Genomic DNA, 20,518 nt, shown 5'->3' on the forward strand with positions numbered 1-20,518 from the left:
TAGACCTGCAGTGCTCTAACTAAAGAGACTTCAATAATGGTGCGGAAGGAGAGACTTGAACTCTCACACCTTGCGGCGCCAGAACCTAAATCTGGTGCGTCTACCAATTCCGCCACTTCCGCATCAATTTTGTATTCATATCGCTAATTGGTAAAAGCCATATGAAATTGTAAATGGTGGCTACGACGGGATTCGAACCTGTGACCCCATCATTATGAGTGATGTGCTCTAACCAGCTGAGCTACGTAGCCACTCGTGAGCGAGACAATATAAACTCTCTAGCTCTTAGTGACAAGCCCTTTTTTAATTAGGCCCGCACTGGAAATAATGGCTGACTACAAGGAGTCAACCAGGGACAATGGATGGGGCATCAAATGATGCTTTACCGCTACTGAACCAATACTTTAAACCGAACTAGGGACAATAGACGAGGCATCAAAAGCTGTTATCCACTGTGCCTATAAATAGTGGCAGGTCTACCTGGATTCGAACCAGGGAATGGCGGCATCAAAAGCCGCTGCCTTACCGCTTGGCGATAGACCTGCAGTGCTCTAACTAAAGAGACTTCAATAATGGTGCGGAAGGAGAGACTTGAACTCTCACACCTTGCGGCGCCAGAACCTAAATCTGGTGCGTCTACCAATTCCGCCACTTCCGCATCAATTCCTAACTACTTTCAGAAGAAAAGTGTTTAGGAATGGTGGCTACGACGGGATTCGAACCTGTGACCCCATCATTATGAGTGATGTGCTCTAACCAGCTGAGCTACGTAGCCATACCATATTTTGTTCTCTTCGATTCGTTGCCTTATCGTTGGGAACGGCGCGCATTATGCGAAGTTGAGGCAAAGCCGTCAATAGTTTTTTTGAATAAATCCTCATAAATCAACCGTTCGGTTTCTTTTTAAACAAAGAGGCGTGTTAATGATCGAAAACTGATAACAAATTGGCATCAGTTTAAAGAGTTAATTGGTTTCTTTGTAAAAGAACAATAAAAAAGCCAGCGAGAGAGCTGGCTTTTAAAGTCAATGACTTGGATACAAATTAAACGTTGAAACGGAAGTGAACTACATCGCCATCTTTTACGATGTAATCTTTACCTTCTAAGCGCCATTTACCCGCATCTTTCGCACCGCTTTCACCGTTAAACTGGATAAAGTCATCGTAGCCAACAACTTCAGCACGAATGAAGCCTTTTTCAAAATCAGTGTGGATCTTACCAGCAGCCTGTGGTGCTGTTGCACCAACAGGAATAGTCCATGCGCGAACTTCTTTCACACCGGCGGTAAAGTAAGTGTGTAGAGTTAGAAGTTCGTAGCCAGAACGGATAACACGGTTAAGACCAGGTTCTTCGATACCCATATCAGCAAGGAACTCTTCCCGATCTTCATCATCTAGTTCTGAAAGCTCAGACTCGATAGCTGCACATACTGGAACAACCACATTATTCTCTTTTTCAGCGTACTCGCGTACTGCGTCTAGGTATGGGTTGTCTTCAAAGCCGTCTTCGTTAACGTTGGCAATGTACATGGTTGGTTTTAGCGTTAGGAAGTTTAGATAGCCGATTGCCGCTAGCTCTTCTTTTGCTAGTTCTACAGTGCGCGCCATGCCGCCTTCAGTCAGTACTGGAAGTAGCTTTTCAAGTACAGCAAGTTCGAACTTAGCGTCTTTATCGCCACCTTTTGCTTTTTTTGCGTTGCGTTGAATTGCACGCTCACAAGAGTCAAGGTCAGCCATCGCTAGCTCGAGGTTGATCACTTCGATATCTTCGATTGGTGATACTTTACCTGCAACGTGGACAATGTTTTCGTTCTCAAAACAACGTACAACGTGACCAATCGCATCAGTTTCACGGATGTTGGCTAGGAACTTGTTACCTAGACCTTCACCACGAGATGCACCAGCTACTAGACCCGCGATATCAACGAACTCCATCGTTGTTGGCAGCACTTTCTGTGGGTTAACGATCTTTGCTAGTGCGTCTAGACGAAGATCGGGTACAGGTACTACGCCTGTATTTGGCTCGATAGTACAAAACGGGAAGTTAGCCGCTTCGATACCTGCTTTAGTGAGTGCATTAAACAGAGTTGATTTACCTACGTTTGGTAGACCAACGATGCCACATTTAAAACCCATGATAGTAACCTTATTCAGCTTTGAACGTGTGTAAACGATTTTGCGCCTTTGATAGGCCATCCTTAATTAGGATATCCAAACAGCGAACAGATTCATCTGCTGCTGCATCAAGAAGCTCTTGTTCTTTTGCCGGAGCCTTGCCTAAAACAAATCCGGCAACTTTGTCTTTGTGCCCAGGGTGACCGATCCCGATCCTTAGGCGATAGAAATCTTTGCAATTGCCAAGTTTACTAATGGTATCGCGAAGGCCATTGTGGCCGCCATGGCCACCACCTTTCTTAAATTTAGCGACACCCGGTGGTAAATCTAGCTCATCGTGTGCAACCATTATCTCTTCTGGTTTTATTTGGTAAAACTTTGCTAACGCAGCAACCGATTTGCCTGAGAGATTCATAAAGGTGGTCGGAATAAGCAGACGGAGATCCTGTCCATTGACCATTATGCGCCCGGTTAACCCGAAGAATTTAGCTTCATTCTTCAATGTTACATTGTGAATACGTGCAAGCTCTTCTACTACCCAAGCGCCCGCATTGTGGCGAGTTCTTGCGTATTCAGGCCCTGGATTTGCAAGGCCGACAAGAAGTTTAATTTGTTGACTCAAGGTTAGGATCTCTCTTGGAATCTCAAAAAGCGCCGTATGATAGCATACAAATCTCGTCGCGGGCGAGATGAGCAATAAGGGCAAATAAAAAAACACCCCAGAAGGGGTGTTTTCAAATTAAGTTAATCGCAGTTGCGATTAGTTGAACATAGCAGAGATTGACTCTTCGTTGCTGATGCGGCGGATGGCTTCAGCCAGCATGCGAGATAGGCTTAGACAAGTAACTTTGCCTGTAGCTGCCATCTCTTTGGGTAGCGTAATTGAGTCAGTCACGATAACTTGGTCTAGCACAGAGTTACCGATATTCTGTGCTGCGTTTCCTGAGAATACAGCGTGAGTAGCGTAAGCGAATACACGCTTAGCACCGCGCTCTTTTAGTGCTTCTGCTGCTTTACATAGCGTACCACCCGTATCAATCATGTCATCAACGATCACGCAGTCGCGACCTTCAACATCACCGATTAGGTTCATAACTTCAGAAACGTTTGCACGTGGACGACGCTTGTCTACGATAGCGATATCGATGTCACCTAGAGCTTTCGCTGTTGCACGAGCACGAACAACACCGCCGAGGTCTGGAGATACCACTACTGGGTTCTCTAGGCCACGAGCTTGCATATCTTCAAGAAGTACTGGAGTCCCGAAGATGTTGTCTACAGGAACATCGAAGAAGCCTTGGATTTGTTCAGCGTGAAGGTCGATCGTAAGAACACGGTCAACGCCAACGTTAGAAAGGAAATCTGCAACAACTTTCGCAGTGATTGGCACACGAGCAGAACGTACGCGACGGTCTTGACGAGCGTAACCAAAGTAAGGGATAACTGCTGTAATACGGCCCGCTGAAGCGCGGCGCATTGCGTCAATCATCACTACAAGTTCCATTAGGTTGTCGTTAGTTGGTGCACAAGTAGATTGGATGATGAAAACATCACTGCCACGTACGTTTTCGTTGATTTGAACAGCGACTTCGCCATCAGAAAAACGAGAAACAGTAGCATCACCAAGAGAGATGTATAGACGATCAGCAATACGTTGGGCTAGTTCAGGTGTAGCGTTACCAGCAAATAGCTTCATATCAGGCACGGTGGAAACCTCAGGGTTGCGTCCAGTTTTTAAATAGATTGTGTGTGGGCTAAGCGATATTTAGCCAATGTCTCGTATAAAGGCGAAATATTCTTTCCTTTAGCGACAAATGCGGAGACAGTGTCTGGCAGTTTCCCGAGGGTAGTTTCAGCTTGGTTTTTGCTCGAAAATTCGGCAAAAACGCATGATCCCGTCCCGGTCAACCGCGACGGCGCGTATTGTAGCAGCCATGAAAGTTGCTTATCAACCTCTTGGTACAGCATTCGAACAATTTTTTCGCAATCGTTTCCGTAATCACTGTCAAGAAGGGTTGCCAGAGTTCGCTTTGGCGTATTTCTAGTCAAATTGGGATGGGTGAAAATATCGACAGTGGCAATTGAGACATTAGGTCTTACTATCAGATACCATTTTTCTTCTGGTTCAGCTTGAGTTAGCTGTTCACCGATTCCCTCAGCAAAGGCAGCAAAACCTCGAGTAAACACAGGTACATCTGCCCCTAATTTTAGTCCGATCTTTGCTAGTTCATCTTCAGATAGGTTGGACTGCCACAAATGATTGAGGGCAACAAGCGTCGTTGCCGCATTGGATGAGCCACCACCAATTCCGCCACCCATAGGGAGTACTTTGTTAAGCTCGATATGAGCGCCGAACGTGCATCCCGATTTTTTTTGCAATTCGGTGGCTGCTTTCCAGATTAAATTATCTTGCAGCGCTACACCGGGAATCTGTGGAGAGAGTGTAATGTCACCTGAGCCGTTAGCTGTAATTGTGAGGTCATCTCCATGGTCGAGAAACTGAAACAAAGTTTGCAGTTCGTGATAGCCATTGTCACGGCGCCCGGTAATGTAGAGAAATAAGTTGAGCTTTGCTGGAGAAGGCCAGTGAGTGGTCTCGGTGATCATTAGTTTATGTTCCACTTCGAAATAATAATGTTAATTGAGATATCGCCCTGAGTCAGTTTCATTTTTTTTGGCAGCGGCAAGGTAGTACCATCAATCAACACATCTTGGTAGCTGGTGTAGTTGAGCTGCCAAACTTGATCGCCAACTCGCTTGGTTAAAGACGCTAGCGTGTTGGTCTGGTTCAAATCATAGTAATCGGCTTGGGTTGGTCTACCGAGCATCCAATCATTGAGCTGCTTTACTGGTATGTTTAGGCCAGTTAGCTGTTTTATCAATGTTTCAGGGGTAGAAGCTTGGAAAGTTTGCTCGTCGTAGGTTTCCACGCTTGCACCATCGGGCGTTGTTTTTAAGTTAAGCGCTGTTTGACCGAGAAAAGTGGTCATTCGCAATTGAGTCAATGTTGAAGAATGGTGCCAATGGAAATTAAGTGATTGTCTTTGATCTGGTGCGATATAGCCGAGTTTGCCGTTGGATTTGTAATCTTGAATGGTAGCTAAACGTTGTTGATGAGTCTGCCACTCGACGTTGGTTGTGCTGTCAATGGTGGCACAGCCGTGTAGAAAAAGCGCACCGACGAGCAAGAGAAAAATAGATCGAAATTGTTTCGCCATTGCTGATTAATTACCCAGTTTGAGCCAAAGTATCCCCTCACTATATCATTGAAATCACGAACTCAAGAAAACATATCCTATTCCCCTTTCAATAAACGGGGGCATCAAGTAAAATTCCGACCTTATTTGTCCATGCCCGATTCAGAGAACCCACGATACATGTCTTTGCTTGCTATAGGTATCAATCATAATACGGCCTCCGTCGAACTTCGTGAAAAAGTCGCGTTTGGTCCGGAAAAGTTACCTGAAGCCTTAGACCAGCTCGGCCAAAACACCATCGTAAATGGTAGTGTGATTGTTTCTACCTGTAATCGCACCGAAATCTATTGCGATGTAAAAAGTGGTGGTAAGAGCAAAATTATTGATTGGTTGTCTCAGTTTCACCAAGTGAGCCCAGAAGATCTTAAACCTAGCCTTTATATCCATGAGGAGCAGGCAGCAATTCGCCACTTGATGCGAGTTTCCTGTGGTTTAGATTCTTTGGTCTTAGGTGAGCCACAGATCTTAGGCCAGGTAAAACAAGCCTTTTCTGATTCGCGTGGTAGTAAGATCGTAGACTCGGCAATGGAGAAACTGTTTCAAAAAGCCTTCTCTGTTGCTAAGCGAGTTCGTACCGAGACTGATATTGGCGGTAATGCGGTATCGGTGGCCTATGCAGCCTGTACGTTAGCGAAGCATATTTTCGAATCACTTGAGAAATCAACCGTGTTGTTGGTAGGCGCAGGTGAAACGATAGAGTTGGTAGCAAAACACCTCGCGGCAAATGGTTGTAGCAAAATGATTGTTGCCAACCGGACTAAAGAGCGTGCGCTTCCTTTGGCGGAACAGTTTGGCGCTGAGATTATTGGTTTGCCCGAAATTCCTGACCATTTGCCTCGAGCCGATATTGTGATTAGTTCCACCGCCAGCCCATTACCTATTATTGGTAAAGGTATGGTTGAGACAGCGTTGAAAGCACGTCGTTTCCAACCCATGCTGTTGGTTGATATCGCCGTTCCACGTGATATTGAATCGCAAGTCGGTGAGCTTAATGATGCCTACCTTTATTCGGTCGATGATCTGCAATCTATTGTTGATAGCAACATGGAGCAGAGAAAAATCGAAGCGATTCAAGCAGAAGCGATTGTTAGTGAAGAGAGTGCGGCATTTATGTCGTGGATGCGTTCATTACAAGCCGTTGACAGTATTCGTGAGTACCGTCAATCTGCCAATGAAATTCGCGAAGAGCTACTTAGCAAAAGTTTACAGTCTCTTGCAGCAGGAGCCGATGCAGAAAAGGTTCTGCTCGAGCTTAGTAATAAGTTAACCAACAAATTAATTCATGCGCCGACTCGTGCACTACAAAGCGCTGCAGAGAAAGGTGAGCCAGCACGGCTTGCTACTATTAGACAAAGTTTAGGTCTGGACAACTCTTAGTTTTAGAGTGACAGACTTCATTAGACCCCTGAGTTAAAGAAAACTATGAAAGCCTCTATTTTAACTAAGCTAGAAACCCTGGTTGAGCGTTACGAAGAAGTTCAACATCTACTTGGCGATCCTGATGTGATCGGTAACCAAGATAAATTCCGCGCGTTATCAAAAGAGTATTCTCAACTAGAGGAAGTCACTAAGTGTTTCCAAGCTTACCAGCAAGCGCAAGAAGATTTGGTTGCTGCTGAAGAGATGGCAAAAGAAGACGATGAAGAAATGCGCGAAATGGCTCAGGAAGAAATCAGTGAAGCGAAAGAGACCATTGAGCGTCTCAGCGATGAGCTACAAATCTTGCTACTGCCGAAAGATCCTAATGATGATCGTAACTGTTTCCTAGAAATCCGCGCGGGTGCGGGTGGTGATGAAGCGGGTATTTTTGCTGGTGACCTATTCCGTATGTACAGCAAGTTTGCTGAAAAGAAAGGTTGGCGCGTTGAAGTGATGTCTTCGAACGAATCGGAACACGGTGGTTATAAAGAGATGATCGCTAAAGTTTCTGGTGACGGTGCGTACGGCGTATTGAAATTTGAGTCAGGTGGTCACCGCGTACAACGTGTACCAGCGACAGAATCTCAAGGTCGCGTCCATACTTCAGCTTGTACGGTAGCAGTTATGGCAGAAATTCCAGAAGCGGAGATTCCAGAAATCAAAGCTACAGACCTTAAGATTGATACTTTCCGCGCGTCAGGCGCGGGTGGTCAGCACGTTAACACCACTGACTCTGCTATTCGTATTACCCACTTACCAACGGGTACGGTTGTTGAGTGTCAGGATGAGCGTTCACAACATAAAAACAAAGCGAAAGCGATGGCAGTTTTGGCTGCGCGTATTATTCAAGCAGAAGAAGCAAAGCGTGCGGCTGAAGAGTCAGACACACGTCGCAACCTTCTAGGTTCTGGTGACCGTAGTGATCGTATCCGTACTTACAACTACCCTCAAGGCCGTGTTTCAGATCACCGTATTAACCTGACAATCTATCGCCTCAACGAAGTGATGGAAGGAGAGGTAGCAAGCTTGATTGATCCTGTTATTCAGGAGCACCAAGCGGATCAGCTAGCTGCTCTAGCAGAGAACAACTAAACCAATGTCGGCTGACAAGAGTGTTGAAAGCACACTAAAAAAGGCCGTACAGCAACTTCAAGAGAGTGGCAGTGATTCGCCCTCTCTTGATGCCGCGGTGCTTCTTTGCCACGCCTTAGATAAACCACGCTCCTTTCTATTGACTTGGCCTGACAAAGTTCTTGAAACTGGGCAGTTAAGTGTCTTTCAAAGCTTATTGCAGCGTAGATTAAGCGGAGAGCCGATAGCCTATATCACGGGTGAACGTGAATTTTGGTCATTGCCGTTAAAAGTCTCGCCAACGACGCTTATCCCAAGACCTGATACTGAACGCTTAGTCGAGATTGCCCTTGATAAAGCACTTCTAAATCAAGGTGATATTCTTGATTTAGGGACAGGAACTGGCGCAATAGCTTTGGCTTTAGCGTCTGAACTTCCCAATAGACAAGTTTGGGGGGTTGATCTTAAAACCGACGCCCAGCAGTTGGCGCAATCGAATGCGAGCTCATTGAATCTGACCAACACACAGTTTTTGGCAGGAAGTTGGTTTGAGCCTATTTCGAATGGCACAGAGTTTGCTCTTATAGTTTCCAACCCTCCCTATATTGAGAAAGAAGATCCACACCTGACTCAAGGAGATGTGCGCTTCGAACCACTGAGTGCATTGGTCGCCGACGAGAAGGGGCTAGCCGATATCAGATATATCGCAACGCAAGCTCGTTCCTATCTTATCAATGGCGGATGGTTGATGTTCGAGCATGGCTTTGAGCAAGGTGAGGCAGTAAGAGAGTTATTATTATCACTTGGCTACGACCAAGTGGCGACCTACAAGGACTATGGTGACAATGATCGAGTAACCATCGGCCAATATCACCACTGAAGTAAGAGAGACAATCAATGTACGAAGGTTTAAAACATTTCCATCTGCTCACTATCGCAATCAGTGCCACGTTATTATCGGTGCGCTTTGCCATGATGATGGCGCATTCTCAACTGTTAGAGAAAAAGTTCTTTAAAGTTTTTCCACATATCAATGACACTTGTTTGCTGCTATCAGGAATTGGTTTGATCTTTATTACAGGCTTTATGCCATTTACTCCCGCCGCGCCTTGGTTGACGGAGAAGATTACCTGTGTTTTAGCCTATATCGCGCTAGGTTTCTTCGCCCTAAAGTTAGGCAAAAACAAGTTGTTAAGAACATTTTCATTCTTTGGTGCGTTAGGTTGGCTAGCTATGGCAGGAAAAGTTGCCGTAACTAAGACGCCAATGTTCTTTGGATAACATCTTTGGTCGATGAGGTGATGACAACCAATATGCTTGAGCTATTTGATGAAGATTTTGATGCCTTGGAGCTTGCGGAAGGTGCTTTGGCTTTAAACAAAGCAATCAACCCTCAAACCCAAGTTCATTGGGCAGAAGCGGAGCTAAGTCGGCTGGTGCAAGAGGCTGAAATCGCGTTGGTTCATGAAGCGAGCGACAAGCACCGCTTTGAAGCCCTCCTGCGTCTTTTCTATTATGAGTGGGGGTTTCAAGGTGATAGAGAGAGCTATTTCCACTCAGAAAATGGCTTTGTCGATAAAGTTCTTGAAACGCGTAGAGGCATTCCGGTTAGCTTAGGAGCTATTTTACTCTATATTGCGCGTAAATTAGGCTTTCCATTGGTAGGAGTAACGTTTCCTACTCAGTTCCTTGTAAAACTGGAGTGGCATGGGGAGCAAGCACTCTATATTAACCCGTTCAATGGCGAATACGTTTCAGAGCATACCTTAGGAGCTTGGCTGATCGGCCACAAAGGCCCTCTGGCTAAACTTGAATCTAAGCACTTGCTCGAAACCGACAATCCAACTGTCATTGGTCGATGGTTGGCGTTACTGAAAAGTGCCCTACTGCGTGAGGAACGCTATACTTTGGCGTTAAAGTGTACCGATCTTGCGCTAGCTTTTGTTCCTGATGACCCATACGAAATCCGCGATCGTGGGTTTATCTATCAGCAGCTTGATTGTCATCAAATCGCATTGAGTGATTATCAATATTTTATCGATCAGTGTCCTGATGACCCAGCAGCAGAACTGCTCAAGAATCAAGTGACCGCCATGAGTGACACTCAGGTAACCTTACATTAAGTCCATCTCTTAAGAGCTGGCACGACATTGAAATAGAGAGAAGAAAATGGAACAGAAAATTGTTCAAGTTGGCGACATTCCAGTTGCGAACGACAAGCCATTCACGCTGTTTGCAGGCATGAACGTTTTAGAATCTCGTGATCTAGCAATGCAGATCTGTGAGCACTACGTAAAAGTAACCGAAAAATTGGGTATCCCTTACGTATTTAAAGCGTCATTTGATAAAGCAAACCGTAGCTCTGTCCACTCTTACCGTGGCCCAGGTCTTGAAGAAGGAATGAAAATCTTCCAAGAGCTAAAAGATACCTTTGGTGTGAAAATTATCACCGACGTTCACACAGAAGAGCAAGCTCAGCCAGTCGCAGACGTGGTTGATGTTATTCAGCTTCCTGCGTTCTTAGCACGTCAAACTGACCTTGTTGAAGCGATGGCCAAAACGGGTGCAGTGATCAACGTTAAAAAACCTCAATTTATGAGCCCAGGTCAGGTAGGTAACATCGTTGATAAATTTAGCGAATGTGGTAATGAGAACATCATTCTATGTGAGCGTGGTTCTTGCCTTGGTTACGATAACCTAGTGGTTGATATGCTGGGCTTTGGTGTCATGAAAAAAGTATCTAACGGCAGCCCAATTATTTTTGATGTGACTCACTCACTTCAGATGCGTGACCCTTCTGGCGCAGCTTCTGGCGGTCGTCGTGAGCAAACGGTTGAATTGGCTAAAGCTGGTCTAGCAACGGGGATCGCGGGTCTATTTATCGAAGCGCACCCTAACCCAGATCAAGCGCGCTGTGATGGTCCATCGGCATTGCCACTTGATAAGTTAGAGCCGTTCCTTGCGCAAATGAAAGCGCTTGACGATCTAATCAAAGGCTTTGAACATATAGATATTAAATAGATATTAATAATGTAGTAATGAAAGTCAGCATCGTTGCTGACTTTTTTTTAATCTAATTTGATGGAGACAAACAGGAGCGGTATTGAAATTTGAATAAGGCTAAACTAGGTGCATATTGATTTGGTGTTATGGTATTGCAAAGGCTTTAATTAAAACTGACTTATTGTTCTGTTATAACGTAACAATAAGTGCTTAATTTTGTTGCTATAAATTGCGAAGTTCGCCTTTTGTGTTGATTAAATAATCTAAGTCACAATTACTGTTAGACAGTTATTTATGGCAGACAAACGTTTGCTTGTGATCTTTTATTTATGGCTGTGTAAATCTCAGCATTTATTACATGATTAATAGTTGTTAAGAGTGATCTGGTCATCATAAATATGAAATTCAAGTGTCACTTTCGTCACCTTAATTTAAACTAGTTCAAGTTTTGCTGCTCTCTCAGCCTGTTTTTTCCAAGTCTGTCTATTGAATGAGAGCAGTATAAAAAGCAGTGGAAACCCCTAAAAGTTCAAAAGGTATGACAATGAAGCAACGCCTGATCGTAAAAAGCGCAATTAGCGCGGCTATCCTGGCAACTCTAGCTGGTTGTGCAACGGCACCACAACATGAGTGGGAAGCAGATAAAACTTACAAGTTGACGGTTCTACACACTAACGACCACCACGGTCGCTTTTGGCAGAACAAATACGGCGAGTACGGCATGGCTGCTCGTAAAACGTTGATCGATGAGCTTCGTGCTGAAGTCGCAGCAGAGGGCGGTAGCTCACTACTGTTGTCTGGTGGTGACATCAACACAGGTGTTCCAGAGTCAGACCTACAAGACGCTGAGCCAGATTTCAAAGGCATGAGCAAAATTGGTTACGATGCAATGGCGCTAGGTAACCATGAGTTCGATAACCCACTTGAAGTACTAATGAAACAGAAAGATTGGGCAAACTTCCCTATGCTTTCTGCAAACATCTACGACAAGAAGACTGGCGAGCGTATGTTCCAGGCTTATGAGATGTTTGATCTACAAGGCATCAAGGTAGCCGTAATTGGTCTAACAACTGAAGACACTCAAAAAATTGGTAACCCGGAGTTCATCGGTGGTATTGATTTCCGTGACCCTAAAGAAGAAGCGAAGCAGCTAATTGCTGAACTTGAGAAAACTGAAAAGCCAGATCTAATCTTCGCTGTTACTCACATGGGTCACTATGAAGACGGCAAGCGTGGCGTAAATGCTCCTGGTGATGTAGCCCTAGCTCGTTACCTAGGTGAAGGTTCTCTAGATATGATCGTTGGTGGCCACTCACAAGAGCCAGTATGTATGGAAGCGCCAAACGTTGTTAAGAAAAACTTCAAGCCTTCTGACGAATGTAAGCCCGACCTACAAAACGGTACTTACATCGTTCAGGCGCACGAATGGGGTAAGTATGTAGGCCGTGCTGATTACGAATTCCGTAACGGCGAACTAGAAATGGTCAGCTACGACCTAATCCCTGTTAACCTGAAGAAGAAGGTTAAGATTGACGGTAAGAAGCAGCGTGTTCTTATTGAAGATCAGATCGCAGAAGATTCAGAACTACTAGAATTCCTGCGTCCATACCAAGAAAAAGGTAAGGCGCAACTAGACGTTAAAATTGCTGAAACTAACGGCAAGCTTGAAGGTGACCGTAACGTAGTTCGTTTCCAACAAACTAACCTAGGTCGTTTGATCGCGACAGCTCACATGGAGCGTGCGAAAGCTGACTTTGCGGTAATGAACTCTGGTGGTGTACGTGATTCTATCGACGCAGGTGATGTGACATACAAAGACGTACTGACTGTACAGCCATTTGGTAACATCCTGACTTACACAGACATGTCTGGTCAAGAAGTGATGGATTACCTAAACGTTGTTGCAACTAAGCCTGTGGATTCTGGAGCTTACGCTCAGTTTGCGGGTATCTCTATGACAGTCGCTGACGGCAAAGTATCGAACGTATTCATCAGTGGCAAGCAACTTCGCCTAGACGAAACTTACCGCTTTACAGTACCAAGCTTTAACGCATCAGGTGGTGACGGCTACCCTAAACTTATGGGACACCCAGGTTTTGTTAATACCGGTTTCGTTGACGCAGAAGTACTAAAAGAGTACCTAGAGTCAAACAGCCCTATCGATGTAAATAAATACGCGCCATCTGGTGAGATTGTTTACAAGTAAGTTGACAGCAGCTTAGAACACTAATTAAGCTAAAACGCCACTCAGTAGAGTGGCGTTTTTTGTTTGTCTAAACAGGGGGGGAGCATGACTCCTGCAATCAATCTCGCTAAAAAGAAAAAAGTGGCTCACACTATCCACCAATACCATCATGATCCAAGAGCGGAAAGCTATGGTCTTGAAGCCGCTGAGGCGCTGGGGCAAAATCCAGAACAAGTATTTAAAACCTTGCTATTTTGCCTAAACGGCGAACCGAAAAACCTCGCGGTTGCGGTGATTCCGGTTGATCAGAAGCTCAACCTAAAACAAGCAGCGAAAGCGGCAAAAGGTAAAAAAGCAGAGATGGCGAATCCCGATATCGCGCAGAAAACAACAGGGTATGTCGTGGGAGGTATCAGCCCACTTGGACAAAAAAAGGCATTGTCGACCTTTATCCATCAAAGTGCCGTTGGACAAGAAACGATCTGTGTCAGCGCGGGTAAACGAGGTTTAGAAATTGAGTTATCACCTCAAGATTTAGCAATGCTAACCCGTGGTCAGTTTGTGGAGTTGTGTGGGTAGACGGAGGAACGGACTGCGTCCTCGGGATATTGGAACGGGCTGCGCCCTATGGAACACTTCGTTTCGGGAAAGCGGGATCGGGCTTCGCCCTGCGAGAAAATATGTGTTTACTCTTTAAGCAAAGATGAGCAACGATAGTTTTCTAGTTTTCTAGTTTTCTAGTTTTCTAGTTTTCTAGTTTTCTAGTTTTCTAGTTTTCTAGTTTTCCAAAAAAGGGTTGGCGCAAAACGCCAACCCTCCAAAAATCAATCCCGAATCCCGAATCCCGAATCCCGAATCCCGAATCCCGAATCCCGAATCCCGAATCCCGAATCCCGAATCCCGAATCCCGAATCCCGAATCTACTTCGTTTCTTCTTCCATCTGCGCATTATCCACCACGTGGTTTTCGCCCAAATCTTTTGGAAGTACTAGGTTTAGTAGAATCGCCACGATACCACATAGGCTGACACCTTGCAGGCTGAACTCGCCAATACCGAAAGCCATACCACCGATACCAAATACTAGAGTAATCGCGACAATCACTAGGTTACGCGACTTGTGTAGGTCAACATTATTCTTAATCAGAGTGTTTAAGCCAACCGTCGCGATAGAGCCAAACAGCAGAATCATAATACCGCCCATTACCGGCATCGGAATGGTTTGCAGCACAGCACCAAGCTTACCGACTAAAGCCAGTACAATCGCGCTCACTGCAGCCCAAGTCATGATCACAGGGTTAAATGCTTTGGTCAGCATTACCGCGCCTGTTACCTCAGAATAGGTTGTGTTTGGTGGTGCACCAACCATTGAAGCCGCAATGGTTGCCACCCCGTCACCCGCAATTGTGCGATGTAAACCAGGCTTTTTAAGGTAATTTTTGCCGGTTACGTTTGATATTGCCAGCATATCGCCAACGTGCTCAACAGCAGGAGCAATCGCCACTGGAATCATAAATAAGATGGCGTTGATGTTGAATTCAGGTGTAGTGAAGTTCGGTAGAGCAAACCAAGCCGCTTGCTGCACTGGCGAGAAATCAACAATGCCGTAACCGAGGCTTAGTGCGTAGCCGACTACGATACCGCCTAGAATTGGTGTTAATTTGAGGAAACCTTTAGCAAACACGCTAAGAACAATTGTTGTTAATAGCGACGCCACCGAAATCACCAATGATGCGTCGGCATCGATAACCTGTGCTCCATCTACCTTGCCTAACGCCATATTGACTGCCACAGGAGCCAGACCTAAACCGATCACCATGATGACTGGGCCGACAACAACAGGTGGAAGTAGCTTGTGAATAATTTCAACGCCACGGACTTTAATTAGCGCGCCCATCGCCACATATACAAAACCTGCGGCCATTAAACCACCCATGGTTGCAGGTACTCCCCAAGTTTGAACGCCATAGAGAATTGGGGCAATAAAAGCGAAGGAAGAAGCGAGGAAGATAGGAACAGAGCGGCGGGTGACAAATTGAAAGAGAAGAGTTCCGACGCCGGCGCCGAACAGAGCGACACTAGGATCTAAGCCTGTCAACAATGGGACTAATACTAGTGCCCCAAATGCGACGAACAACATTTGCGCACCTTGAATGGCGTTTTTCATGGGTTATTCCTTTATGTGGCAAAGCAAAGAGCAATAATAAACTGCTCAGCAAAAATAAAATTCGCGGGATTTTATCATTATGCCAATCGTTTGCAATCTGAACTTGATCAAATATTTCGTCATTTATTTATTTGTTAACGTAATGGCTTTGTGGGTGGAAATTCAGAATACCGCCAAGATTCTAGACCTTTAGTTGCTCCGGTCCCGATAGTTGCTTATCATCAACCTTTAACGTGTAAGAAACTGATCTTAGGAAGTGTATGCGTCATCTAGCTTTGTTCATTTTGGGACTGGTTACTCTGCCTGCGTTGGCGTTAACTAATGTTGATTTGTACCAAACTGAAGTTGTATTAGACCAAACGGTAGATAATGCCGATGCCAAAGCGCGTGCTGAAGGCATGAAAGAAGTGATCGTTCGTGCTTCTGGTGACCGCAATGCGGTTTCTAATGAGGTGGTACTAAAAGCACTTAAGCAGAGTTCTCAGTACGTCGCTCAATTGAGTTACGGTAAGGTTGATGAACAGCAGTCACTGCGTATGGTGTTTAGTGCGCCGCATATACGCTCACTATTGAGTCAAGCCCAGTTACCCGTATGGCCTGCGGCTCGCGCCAATCTACTGGTTTGGCTGGTGGAAGAAGGACAAACAGATCGTAACATCATTTGGGAACACTCGTCGTCACAGGTGCTGGATCAGATGAAGCAACAAGCTCTGAAACGTGGGCTTCCACTCACGGTGCCTGTCGGTGATTTTGATGATATAACTGGTATTGCGGTTTCTGATCTGTGGGGGGGATTCATTCAACCAGTAGGTCAAGCTAGTCAACGTTATCCGGTTGATGGTGTGCTGGTGGTGAAAGCTCAAGGCAATAGCCTTAGATGGACCCTTTATGATCAAAGACCGGCGAGCATAGGTGTCACTCGTCAGGCACCTCTTGCGGGTTCGAACAATGGTGTAGACGCCGCCGATAAAATGATTAATCACATCAGTGACTACTATGCGAAGAAGAGTGCTGTGGTTGTGGCAAGTGAGTCTTCAGAGGCCGTTAAAGTTCGATTCACTGAGCTAAATGATGCGGTGAGCTTCTTTACTCTTGAGAATCAGCTTAAGAAGCTAAGTTCTGTCGCGTCTTTAGATATCCTTAAGATTCAAGGCAACCAGGTGACGTTCGATGTTCATTTACTTTCTTCACAGCAAGAATTTGAACAAGAAGTACGTCGTATGCGCGACGTGATTCAGCTTGAAAGTGTGACTGATGAGCCACAGTTCAAGCCTGAAGTTCATGACCCAGTGGTAAATCCATTACCAGTTGAGAGTGATAGTTCAGTTCAAAGTGAAGTCATGACCTCTTCTGAATCAGTGCAATCTATTGAAGCTGCGCCACAAGTGATTCCAGCGGAAATGATTCTGTTGTTTGAATGGCAGGGTCAAGCATATGTTACGCCTGAGCCGACACCAGATACAGCAGACTCTGCTACAACTCAAGTTGAAAGTAGCAAGGTAGAGCAAGACGTTATCACTCAGTAACTCGTGTGGAACGATTGAAATACAAGCCCGGCATTGAATAGCCAATGCCGGGCTTTTGTGTTTTAGAGGCGCAAAACTAAACAGTCAAATCTGATGCGAAATAGCGCCGCGCATGGTTGCTAACCCTACATGATCAGTTCCAAAGTAATGTCACTGTATTGGTAAACGTTCCCCCCAAAGTTTGCGCTAAATGCCTTAGCGTCTTTCTCCTTGCTAAAGCTTGCTAAGGTGCTGCCCATCGCTCCTGTCTGGCTCGATCCAATCACATACCATGCCATTTTTGCATCAATAAAGTGTTCGTCGTTGGGCTTACCCCATGGCGACTGACTCATATCATGCACAAAGACTTCTTGGACTAAACGAGCGTTCTCCGGTTGAAGAAGATACGCAAATAAATCTCGAGTGGAGCAGAACTTACTGATGTCTTTCTTATCCTTCTGGTAAGCCTCCCCCTTTGGGCCGGGAAAGTTGCTGATGATCATGCCACATAGGTGGCATTCATCAGCACTCTCTATGGCTACTGCATCGCGTAGCATGGATTGCTGTGAATCTTCTCCACAGCCAATTATAAGTAGTGGGAGAAGGAATAATCCGCTCCATTTAACCAAAAAACGTTTAGTCATGATCTGCCTCGTTTAGAGTTTTTTCTTTCTGAAGATAGCCATGGCAATGCCAAGAGGAATGATAATCCAAGCCACCATTGTGATAAGTAAAGTTTGTGTGGAATAGCTAGCGTTGATTGCAACAGCGAGAACACCACTGATATCGGTTGTGTTTAGCGCAGATAAATTGACGAGACGAAATAAATCTGCCGGATTGAGCATCATCACTTGTACTAGGTTGTGCTGTGAGAGTCCGTCATCAATGCCGATAAGAAGAGCAAGGAGAGTTAAGTCGAAGACTAAGACGAAGAACAGCCAAACAAGAAGAGCGGCGCCTGCGGCCTTTGATTTTTCGGCGGACAACAAGCTAATGATATAGGCTAAGCCAATGAAAACCAGACCGAGTAAAATTGAACTGAGGATAAATAGCGCAAAAGAGCTAAATACGACTTGTGAAGAATTAGAGAGTCCAATTAATAGCCCTGCACTACCAAAGCCAATAAATGTGGCTAAGGAAATAATGCTGCCTTGGCCAAGAAACTTACCCAATAATAATTGAGAATGACTAATCGGGTAGGTCATTAGTAGCAGCAAGGTACCTGATTCTTGCTCACCAACGAAGCTGTCATAGCATAGCAGCAAGGCGATAAGTGGAATGATAAAAACCGACAAACTCGACAAGCTTGCAATAGTTGTTGAGAGAGAAGGTGTACTTATTTGCCCCGATGCTGCACTGCCGTAATAACTTAGGCCAATGGCCAACAACGAGAAAATAAGGGTAATTGAAACCAACCAACGGTTTCTTAATCCATCTTGGAATTCTTTAATGCCTATTGCGATGATCGGATTCATTGTTTTTCCTCCACCTGTCGGCACGCCGTATTGGTCAAATAATACTGATATATCTGCTCTAAATTTGCTGGGGTGACCTGAATGTCTTGCAAGCTTTCGTTGCTGATCAGCTCTTTTACCACAGCCATTTTGTGTGACTCTGGGATCTGAAGGCTATCACTGTTAGTCATAAAGCCAGAGAGAGTAGGGTGAGCCGCCAAAGCACCGTTCAAACCTTGAGTTTTAATCGTAACGGGGAGCTGTGCTTGTTGACGTAGACTCGCCAGTGTACCTGCTGCAATGCAAGTCCCTTTTGAAAGAATCATAGCTCGGTCGATGTGTTTTTCTACGCCAGGTAACACATGAGAGCAAAGCAGTACACTTGCCCCTTGGTTTTTGAGTTGATCGACACTGGCATAGAACTCCTGCGTTGCAATCGGATCTAATCCAACCGTAGGCTCATCGAGTAATAACAGTTTGGGTTCACCCAGAAATGCTTGTGCGAGCCCAAGGCGTTGTCTCATACCTTTCGAATAATGCTTAACCTGCTGATTTTTAGCGTCACTTAAGCCAACATCTTGTAGTAGAGACTGAACCTGTCCTTTGGGTGTGGACTTTAGACGTGCAAAGTAGGTTAGTACTTCTAAACCAGTGAGTTGATCGTAAAACGAAACATTTTCCGGCAAATAGCCAATAGACTTGCGGCTATGCCAAGCCTGCTTAGAGCACGGGTCGGTATCAAAAACGCGAGCCGTTCCGCTAGTTACATCAATAATGCCAAGAATGACCTTCATCATGGTAGTTTTTCCGGCACCATTATGGCCGAATAATCCCAAAGCTTCCCCTGCCTCAAGGGTAAGATTGACTTGATTTAATGCACGCAATTGCTTGTATTGCTTAGAGACATTATCGAGTTGAACAATCGCTAGACTCATGAATGGTCTTCCTCTTGGTGAGAACAAGTGGGCTGTAATGCTAGATTTGGTGCAGAGCTAGTTTTGCAACTGAGAGCGGCTCCGCTATCTGCTTTTACGCAGTCGCTATCGGCAGGTGACATAAGTGGGTAAGAATCTTTAACCCCAGCTGGCTTTAATATCGGGAATTGCTTTTGAATCCAACGCAGCATCAACACGGCAGGGCTATCCAGCAGTACTTTAGACTCAGGGTATCGCCATACCAACTTGTCGATACCATCATTTGGTTCAAATGGGGTGTCGCCAACATTGTTATTATCTAAGTCCCAACCAAGATAGTTGCTCCAATAATTGCCGCTCCCTTGCTGACTCCACTCTTGCTCTCGGGTAGATACGTATTTAACTTGCGTCGGGTTATTGATGAAACTATTGCCAAAGATCTTACCATTTTCGGATCCAGCGGTGAGGTGAATGCCAATCTCAGCGGTATCAATGGTATTGTAGCTCAGGGTGTTATAGCTTGAGTTGTAAACGAAGATCCCTTTTCCTTCACGGCCCACAACTTTATTTTCAGGTTTAGTCCAAACATTGTTGAGTGTGTTGTAGGAGATATCTGAATAGGTGATAAAGTTCATCAATATGCCATAATCTTCGCTACTTAAGCTGCGATTTCCTCTGACAGTCAATTGCTTGGAACTCATCAAAGCGTACCCTGCACGAGTGTCGTACGCGAGATTATCGAGCACTTGATTGTGGTGGGAATACATATAGTGGATACCGTAGCGTAGGTCGTGCATGGTATTGCCCCTGAGTTCGCTATCGGTACTTGATATGATGTATAGCCCGTCTCGGGTTTTACTTACTTGATTGCCAATGACTTGTGCATTTTTGACGCCTGAGAGCTGAATTCCATTACCGCGGTCAGCAGAGCGAAGCTTAGGGTTGCCTTGAATCGCATTGTTTTCAATCAAGACATGCTGCGCGCGTTGAGTCCAAATACCAAACCCGTCGCCTTGAAGAGTGTTGTTGCGAATCACCAAGTGACTAAGTGCTACATCGCTATAAATTCCGGCGTTTTGTTCAGTCAGATCATCACCCCAGTTAACAATTTTTAAGCCATCAATGGTGATATTTGAAGCTAATAGAGTCAGGGCATTGCCTACCCCTTGGGCGTCAATGATGGTTTCATGTGTTCCGAGCAGAGTTATTTCGTATTTGATAGTAAAATTGCCGAGATAACGTCCCGGTGTGAGTGTGACGATATCGCCTTGTTCAAGGTTATTAAGCACACTCTGCAAGTCATCCTTGGTGGTGACAGTAATCTCGCGACCATAGCTGCTGAGGCTAACGAGTACCGCGATTAGTAATAAAAGCGAACGGTTTGCTTTCAATGGCTTTCCCTTATAAACATGACCGTTGGGGAGCCTTGCC

At 45.2% G+C, this 20,518-nt stretch carries 19 protein-coding genes and 5 tRNA genes; 9 read left to right on the plus strand and 15 right to left on the minus strand.

Annotated elements, in window-relative coordinates; translation table 11 throughout:
- Nucleotides 1-37: 37 nt before the first annotated feature.
- From ZX61_RS04140 to lolB, 10 genes are all read right to left on the minus strand, one after another.
- Nucleotides 38-122 (minus strand) — tRNA-Leu (locus ZX61_RS04140).
- 52 nt (nt 123-174) lie between these two features.
- Nucleotides 175-251: transfer RNA gene (locus ZX61_RS04145), tRNA-Met, on the minus strand.
- Nucleotides 252-468: 217 nt separating this feature from the next.
- A tRNA-Gln gene (locus ZX61_RS04150) sits at nt 469-543 on the minus strand.
- A gap of 30 nt (nt 544-573) precedes the next feature.
- Nucleotides 574-658: transfer RNA gene (locus ZX61_RS04155), tRNA-Leu, on the minus strand.
- A gap of 40 nt (nt 659-698) precedes the next feature.
- Nucleotides 699-775: transfer RNA gene (locus tag ZX61_RS04160), tRNA-Met, on the minus strand.
- Nucleotides 776-1,043: 268 nt separating this feature from the next.
- Nucleotides 1,044-2,135: a redox-regulated ATPase YchF gene (gene ychF / locus ZX61_RS04165; protein WP_049843457.1), complete on the minus strand. Its 1,092-nt coding sequence runs from the start codon at nt 2,133-2,135 to the stop codon at nt 1,044-1,046.
- A 10-nt stretch (nt 2,136-2,145) separates the two neighbouring features.
- On the minus strand, nt 2,146-2,736 hold the full coding sequence (pth, locus tag ZX61_RS04170; RefSeq protein WP_049843458.1) for an aminoacyl-tRNA hydrolase: 591 nt from the start codon (nt 2,734-2,736) through the stop codon (nt 2,146-2,148).
- Nucleotides 2,737-2,874: 138 nt separating this feature from the next.
- The gene (locus ZX61_RS04175) at nt 2,875-3,819 is read right to left on the minus strand and encodes a ribose-phosphate pyrophosphokinase (RefSeq protein WP_049843459.1); all 945 of its coding nucleotides are present in this window, start codon (nt 3,817-3,819) and stop codon (nt 2,875-2,877) included.
- A 29-nt stretch (nt 3,820-3,848) separates the two neighbouring features.
- On the minus strand, nt 3,849-4,721 hold the full coding sequence (ispE, locus tag ZX61_RS04180; RefSeq protein ID WP_049843460.1) for a 4-(cytidine 5'-diphospho)-2-C-methyl-D-erythritol kinase: 873 nt from the start codon (nt 4,719-4,721) through the stop codon (nt 3,849-3,851).
- Nucleotides 4,721-5,332, minus strand: coding sequence for a lipoprotein insertase outer membrane protein LolB (gene lolB, locus ZX61_RS04185; RefSeq protein WP_049843461.1), 612 nt, complete (start codon nt 5,330-5,332; stop codon nt 4,721-4,723). Before lolB ends, ispE begins: the two co-directional genes overlap by 1 nt.
- A gap of 159 nt (nt 5,333-5,491) precedes the next feature.
- On the opposite strand from lolB, the gene hemA reads away from it, so the two are divergent.
- From hemA to ybaK, 8 genes are all read left to right on the plus strand, one after another.
- Nucleotides 5,492-6,748 carry a glutamyl-tRNA reductase gene (hemA, locus tag ZX61_RS04190; protein WP_049843462.1) on the plus strand — a complete coding sequence of 419 codons (1,257 nt, stop codon included), beginning with the start codon at nt 5,492-5,494 and terminating at the stop codon, nt 6,746-6,748.
- 45 nt (nt 6,749-6,793) lie between these two features.
- Nucleotides 6,794-7,882: a peptide chain release factor 1 gene (gene prfA / locus ZX61_RS04195; RefSeq protein WP_049843463.1), complete on the plus strand. Its 1,089-nt coding sequence runs from the start codon at nt 6,794-6,796 to the stop codon at nt 7,880-7,882.
- A 4-nt stretch (nt 7,883-7,886) separates the two neighbouring features.
- A complete protein-coding gene (prmC, locus tag ZX61_RS04200; RefSeq protein ID WP_049843464.1) occupies nt 7,887-8,741 on the plus strand; it encodes a peptide chain release factor N(5)-glutamine methyltransferase in 855 nt (284 codons plus the stop codon).
- A 17-nt stretch (nt 8,742-8,758) separates the two neighbouring features.
- Entirely contained in the window at nt 8,759-9,142 is a 384-nt protein-coding gene (locus ZX61_RS04205) for a SirB2 family protein (RefSeq protein ID WP_049843465.1), read from the plus strand.
- A gap of 32 nt (nt 9,143-9,174) precedes the next feature.
- Nucleotides 9,175-9,984 (plus strand): SirB1 family protein, encoded by an 810-nt coding sequence (locus tag ZX61_RS04210; protein ID WP_049843786.1) that lies wholly within the window; start codon nt 9,175-9,177, stop codon nt 9,982-9,984.
- A gap of 46 nt (nt 9,985-10,030) precedes the next feature.
- A complete protein-coding gene (gene kdsA / locus ZX61_RS04215) occupies nt 10,031-10,882 on the plus strand; it encodes a 3-deoxy-8-phosphooctulonate synthase (protein WP_049843466.1) in 852 nt (283 codons plus the stop codon).
- A gap of 526 nt (nt 10,883-11,408) precedes the next feature.
- Nucleotides 11,409-13,070: a bifunctional UDP-sugar hydrolase/5'-nucleotidase UshA gene (gene ushA, locus ZX61_RS04220; protein WP_049843467.1), complete on the plus strand. Its 1,662-nt coding sequence runs from the start codon at nt 11,409-11,411 to the stop codon at nt 13,068-13,070.
- A gap of 84 nt (nt 13,071-13,154) precedes the next feature.
- A complete protein-coding gene (gene ybaK / locus ZX61_RS04225) occupies nt 13,155-13,628 on the plus strand; it encodes a Cys-tRNA(Pro) deacylase (protein ID WP_049843468.1) in 474 nt (157 codons plus the stop codon).
- A gap of 341 nt (nt 13,629-13,969) precedes the next feature.
- Here the strand turns inward: ybaK and ZX61_RS04230 are convergent, their stop codons facing one another.
- The gene (locus ZX61_RS04230; RefSeq protein ID WP_049843469.1) at nt 13,970-15,214 is read right to left on the minus strand and encodes a uracil-xanthine permease family protein; all 1,245 of its coding nucleotides are present in this window, start codon (nt 15,212-15,214) and stop codon (nt 13,970-13,972) included.
- A gap of 260 nt (nt 15,215-15,474) precedes the next feature.
- On the opposite strand from ZX61_RS04230, the gene ZX61_RS04235 reads away from it, so the two are divergent.
- The gene (locus ZX61_RS04235) at nt 15,475-16,740 is read left to right on the plus strand and encodes a DUF2066 domain-containing protein (protein WP_049843470.1); all 1,266 of its coding nucleotides are present in this window, start codon (nt 15,475-15,477) and stop codon (nt 16,738-16,740) included.
- 125 nt (nt 16,741-16,865) lie between these two features.
- Here ZX61_RS04235 and ZX61_RS04240 read toward each other — a convergent pair whose 3' ends face one another.
- The 4 genes from ZX61_RS04240 to ZX61_RS04255 are packed head-to-tail and all read right to left on the minus strand — an operon-like array spanning nt 16,866 to nt 20,478.
- Nucleotides 16,866-17,363, minus strand: coding sequence for a nitrous oxide reductase accessory protein NosL (locus ZX61_RS04240; RefSeq protein ID WP_049843471.1), 498 nt, complete (start codon nt 17,361-17,363; stop codon nt 16,866-16,868).
- Between the two features lie 12 nt (nt 17,364-17,375).
- Nucleotides 17,376-18,194 carry an ABC transporter permease gene (locus tag ZX61_RS04245; RefSeq protein ID WP_049843472.1) on the minus strand — a complete coding sequence of 273 codons (819 nt, stop codon included), beginning with the start codon at nt 18,192-18,194 and terminating at the stop codon, nt 17,376-17,378.
- Nucleotides 18,191-19,108, minus strand: a complete 918-nt coding sequence (locus tag ZX61_RS04250; protein ID WP_049843473.1) for an ABC transporter ATP-binding protein — start codon at nt 19,106-19,108, stop codon at nt 18,191-18,193. The genes ZX61_RS04245 and ZX61_RS04250 overlap by 4 nt, the downstream gene beginning before the upstream one ends.
- Complete coding sequence (locus tag ZX61_RS04255; RefSeq protein WP_200904213.1) at nt 19,105-20,478, minus strand: nitrous oxide reductase family maturation protein NosD; 1,374 nt, start codon at nt 20,476-20,478, stop codon at nt 19,105-19,107. The genes ZX61_RS04250 and ZX61_RS04255 overlap by 4 nt, the downstream gene beginning before the upstream one ends.
- Nucleotides 20,479-20,518 lie beyond the last annotated feature (40 nt).

The organism is Vibrio sp. VPAP30, from assembly GCF_001188205.1.
In the GTDB taxonomy this organism is placed as follows: Bacteria; Pseudomonadota; Gammaproteobacteria; order Enterobacterales; family Vibrionaceae; genus Vibrio; species Vibrio bivalvicida.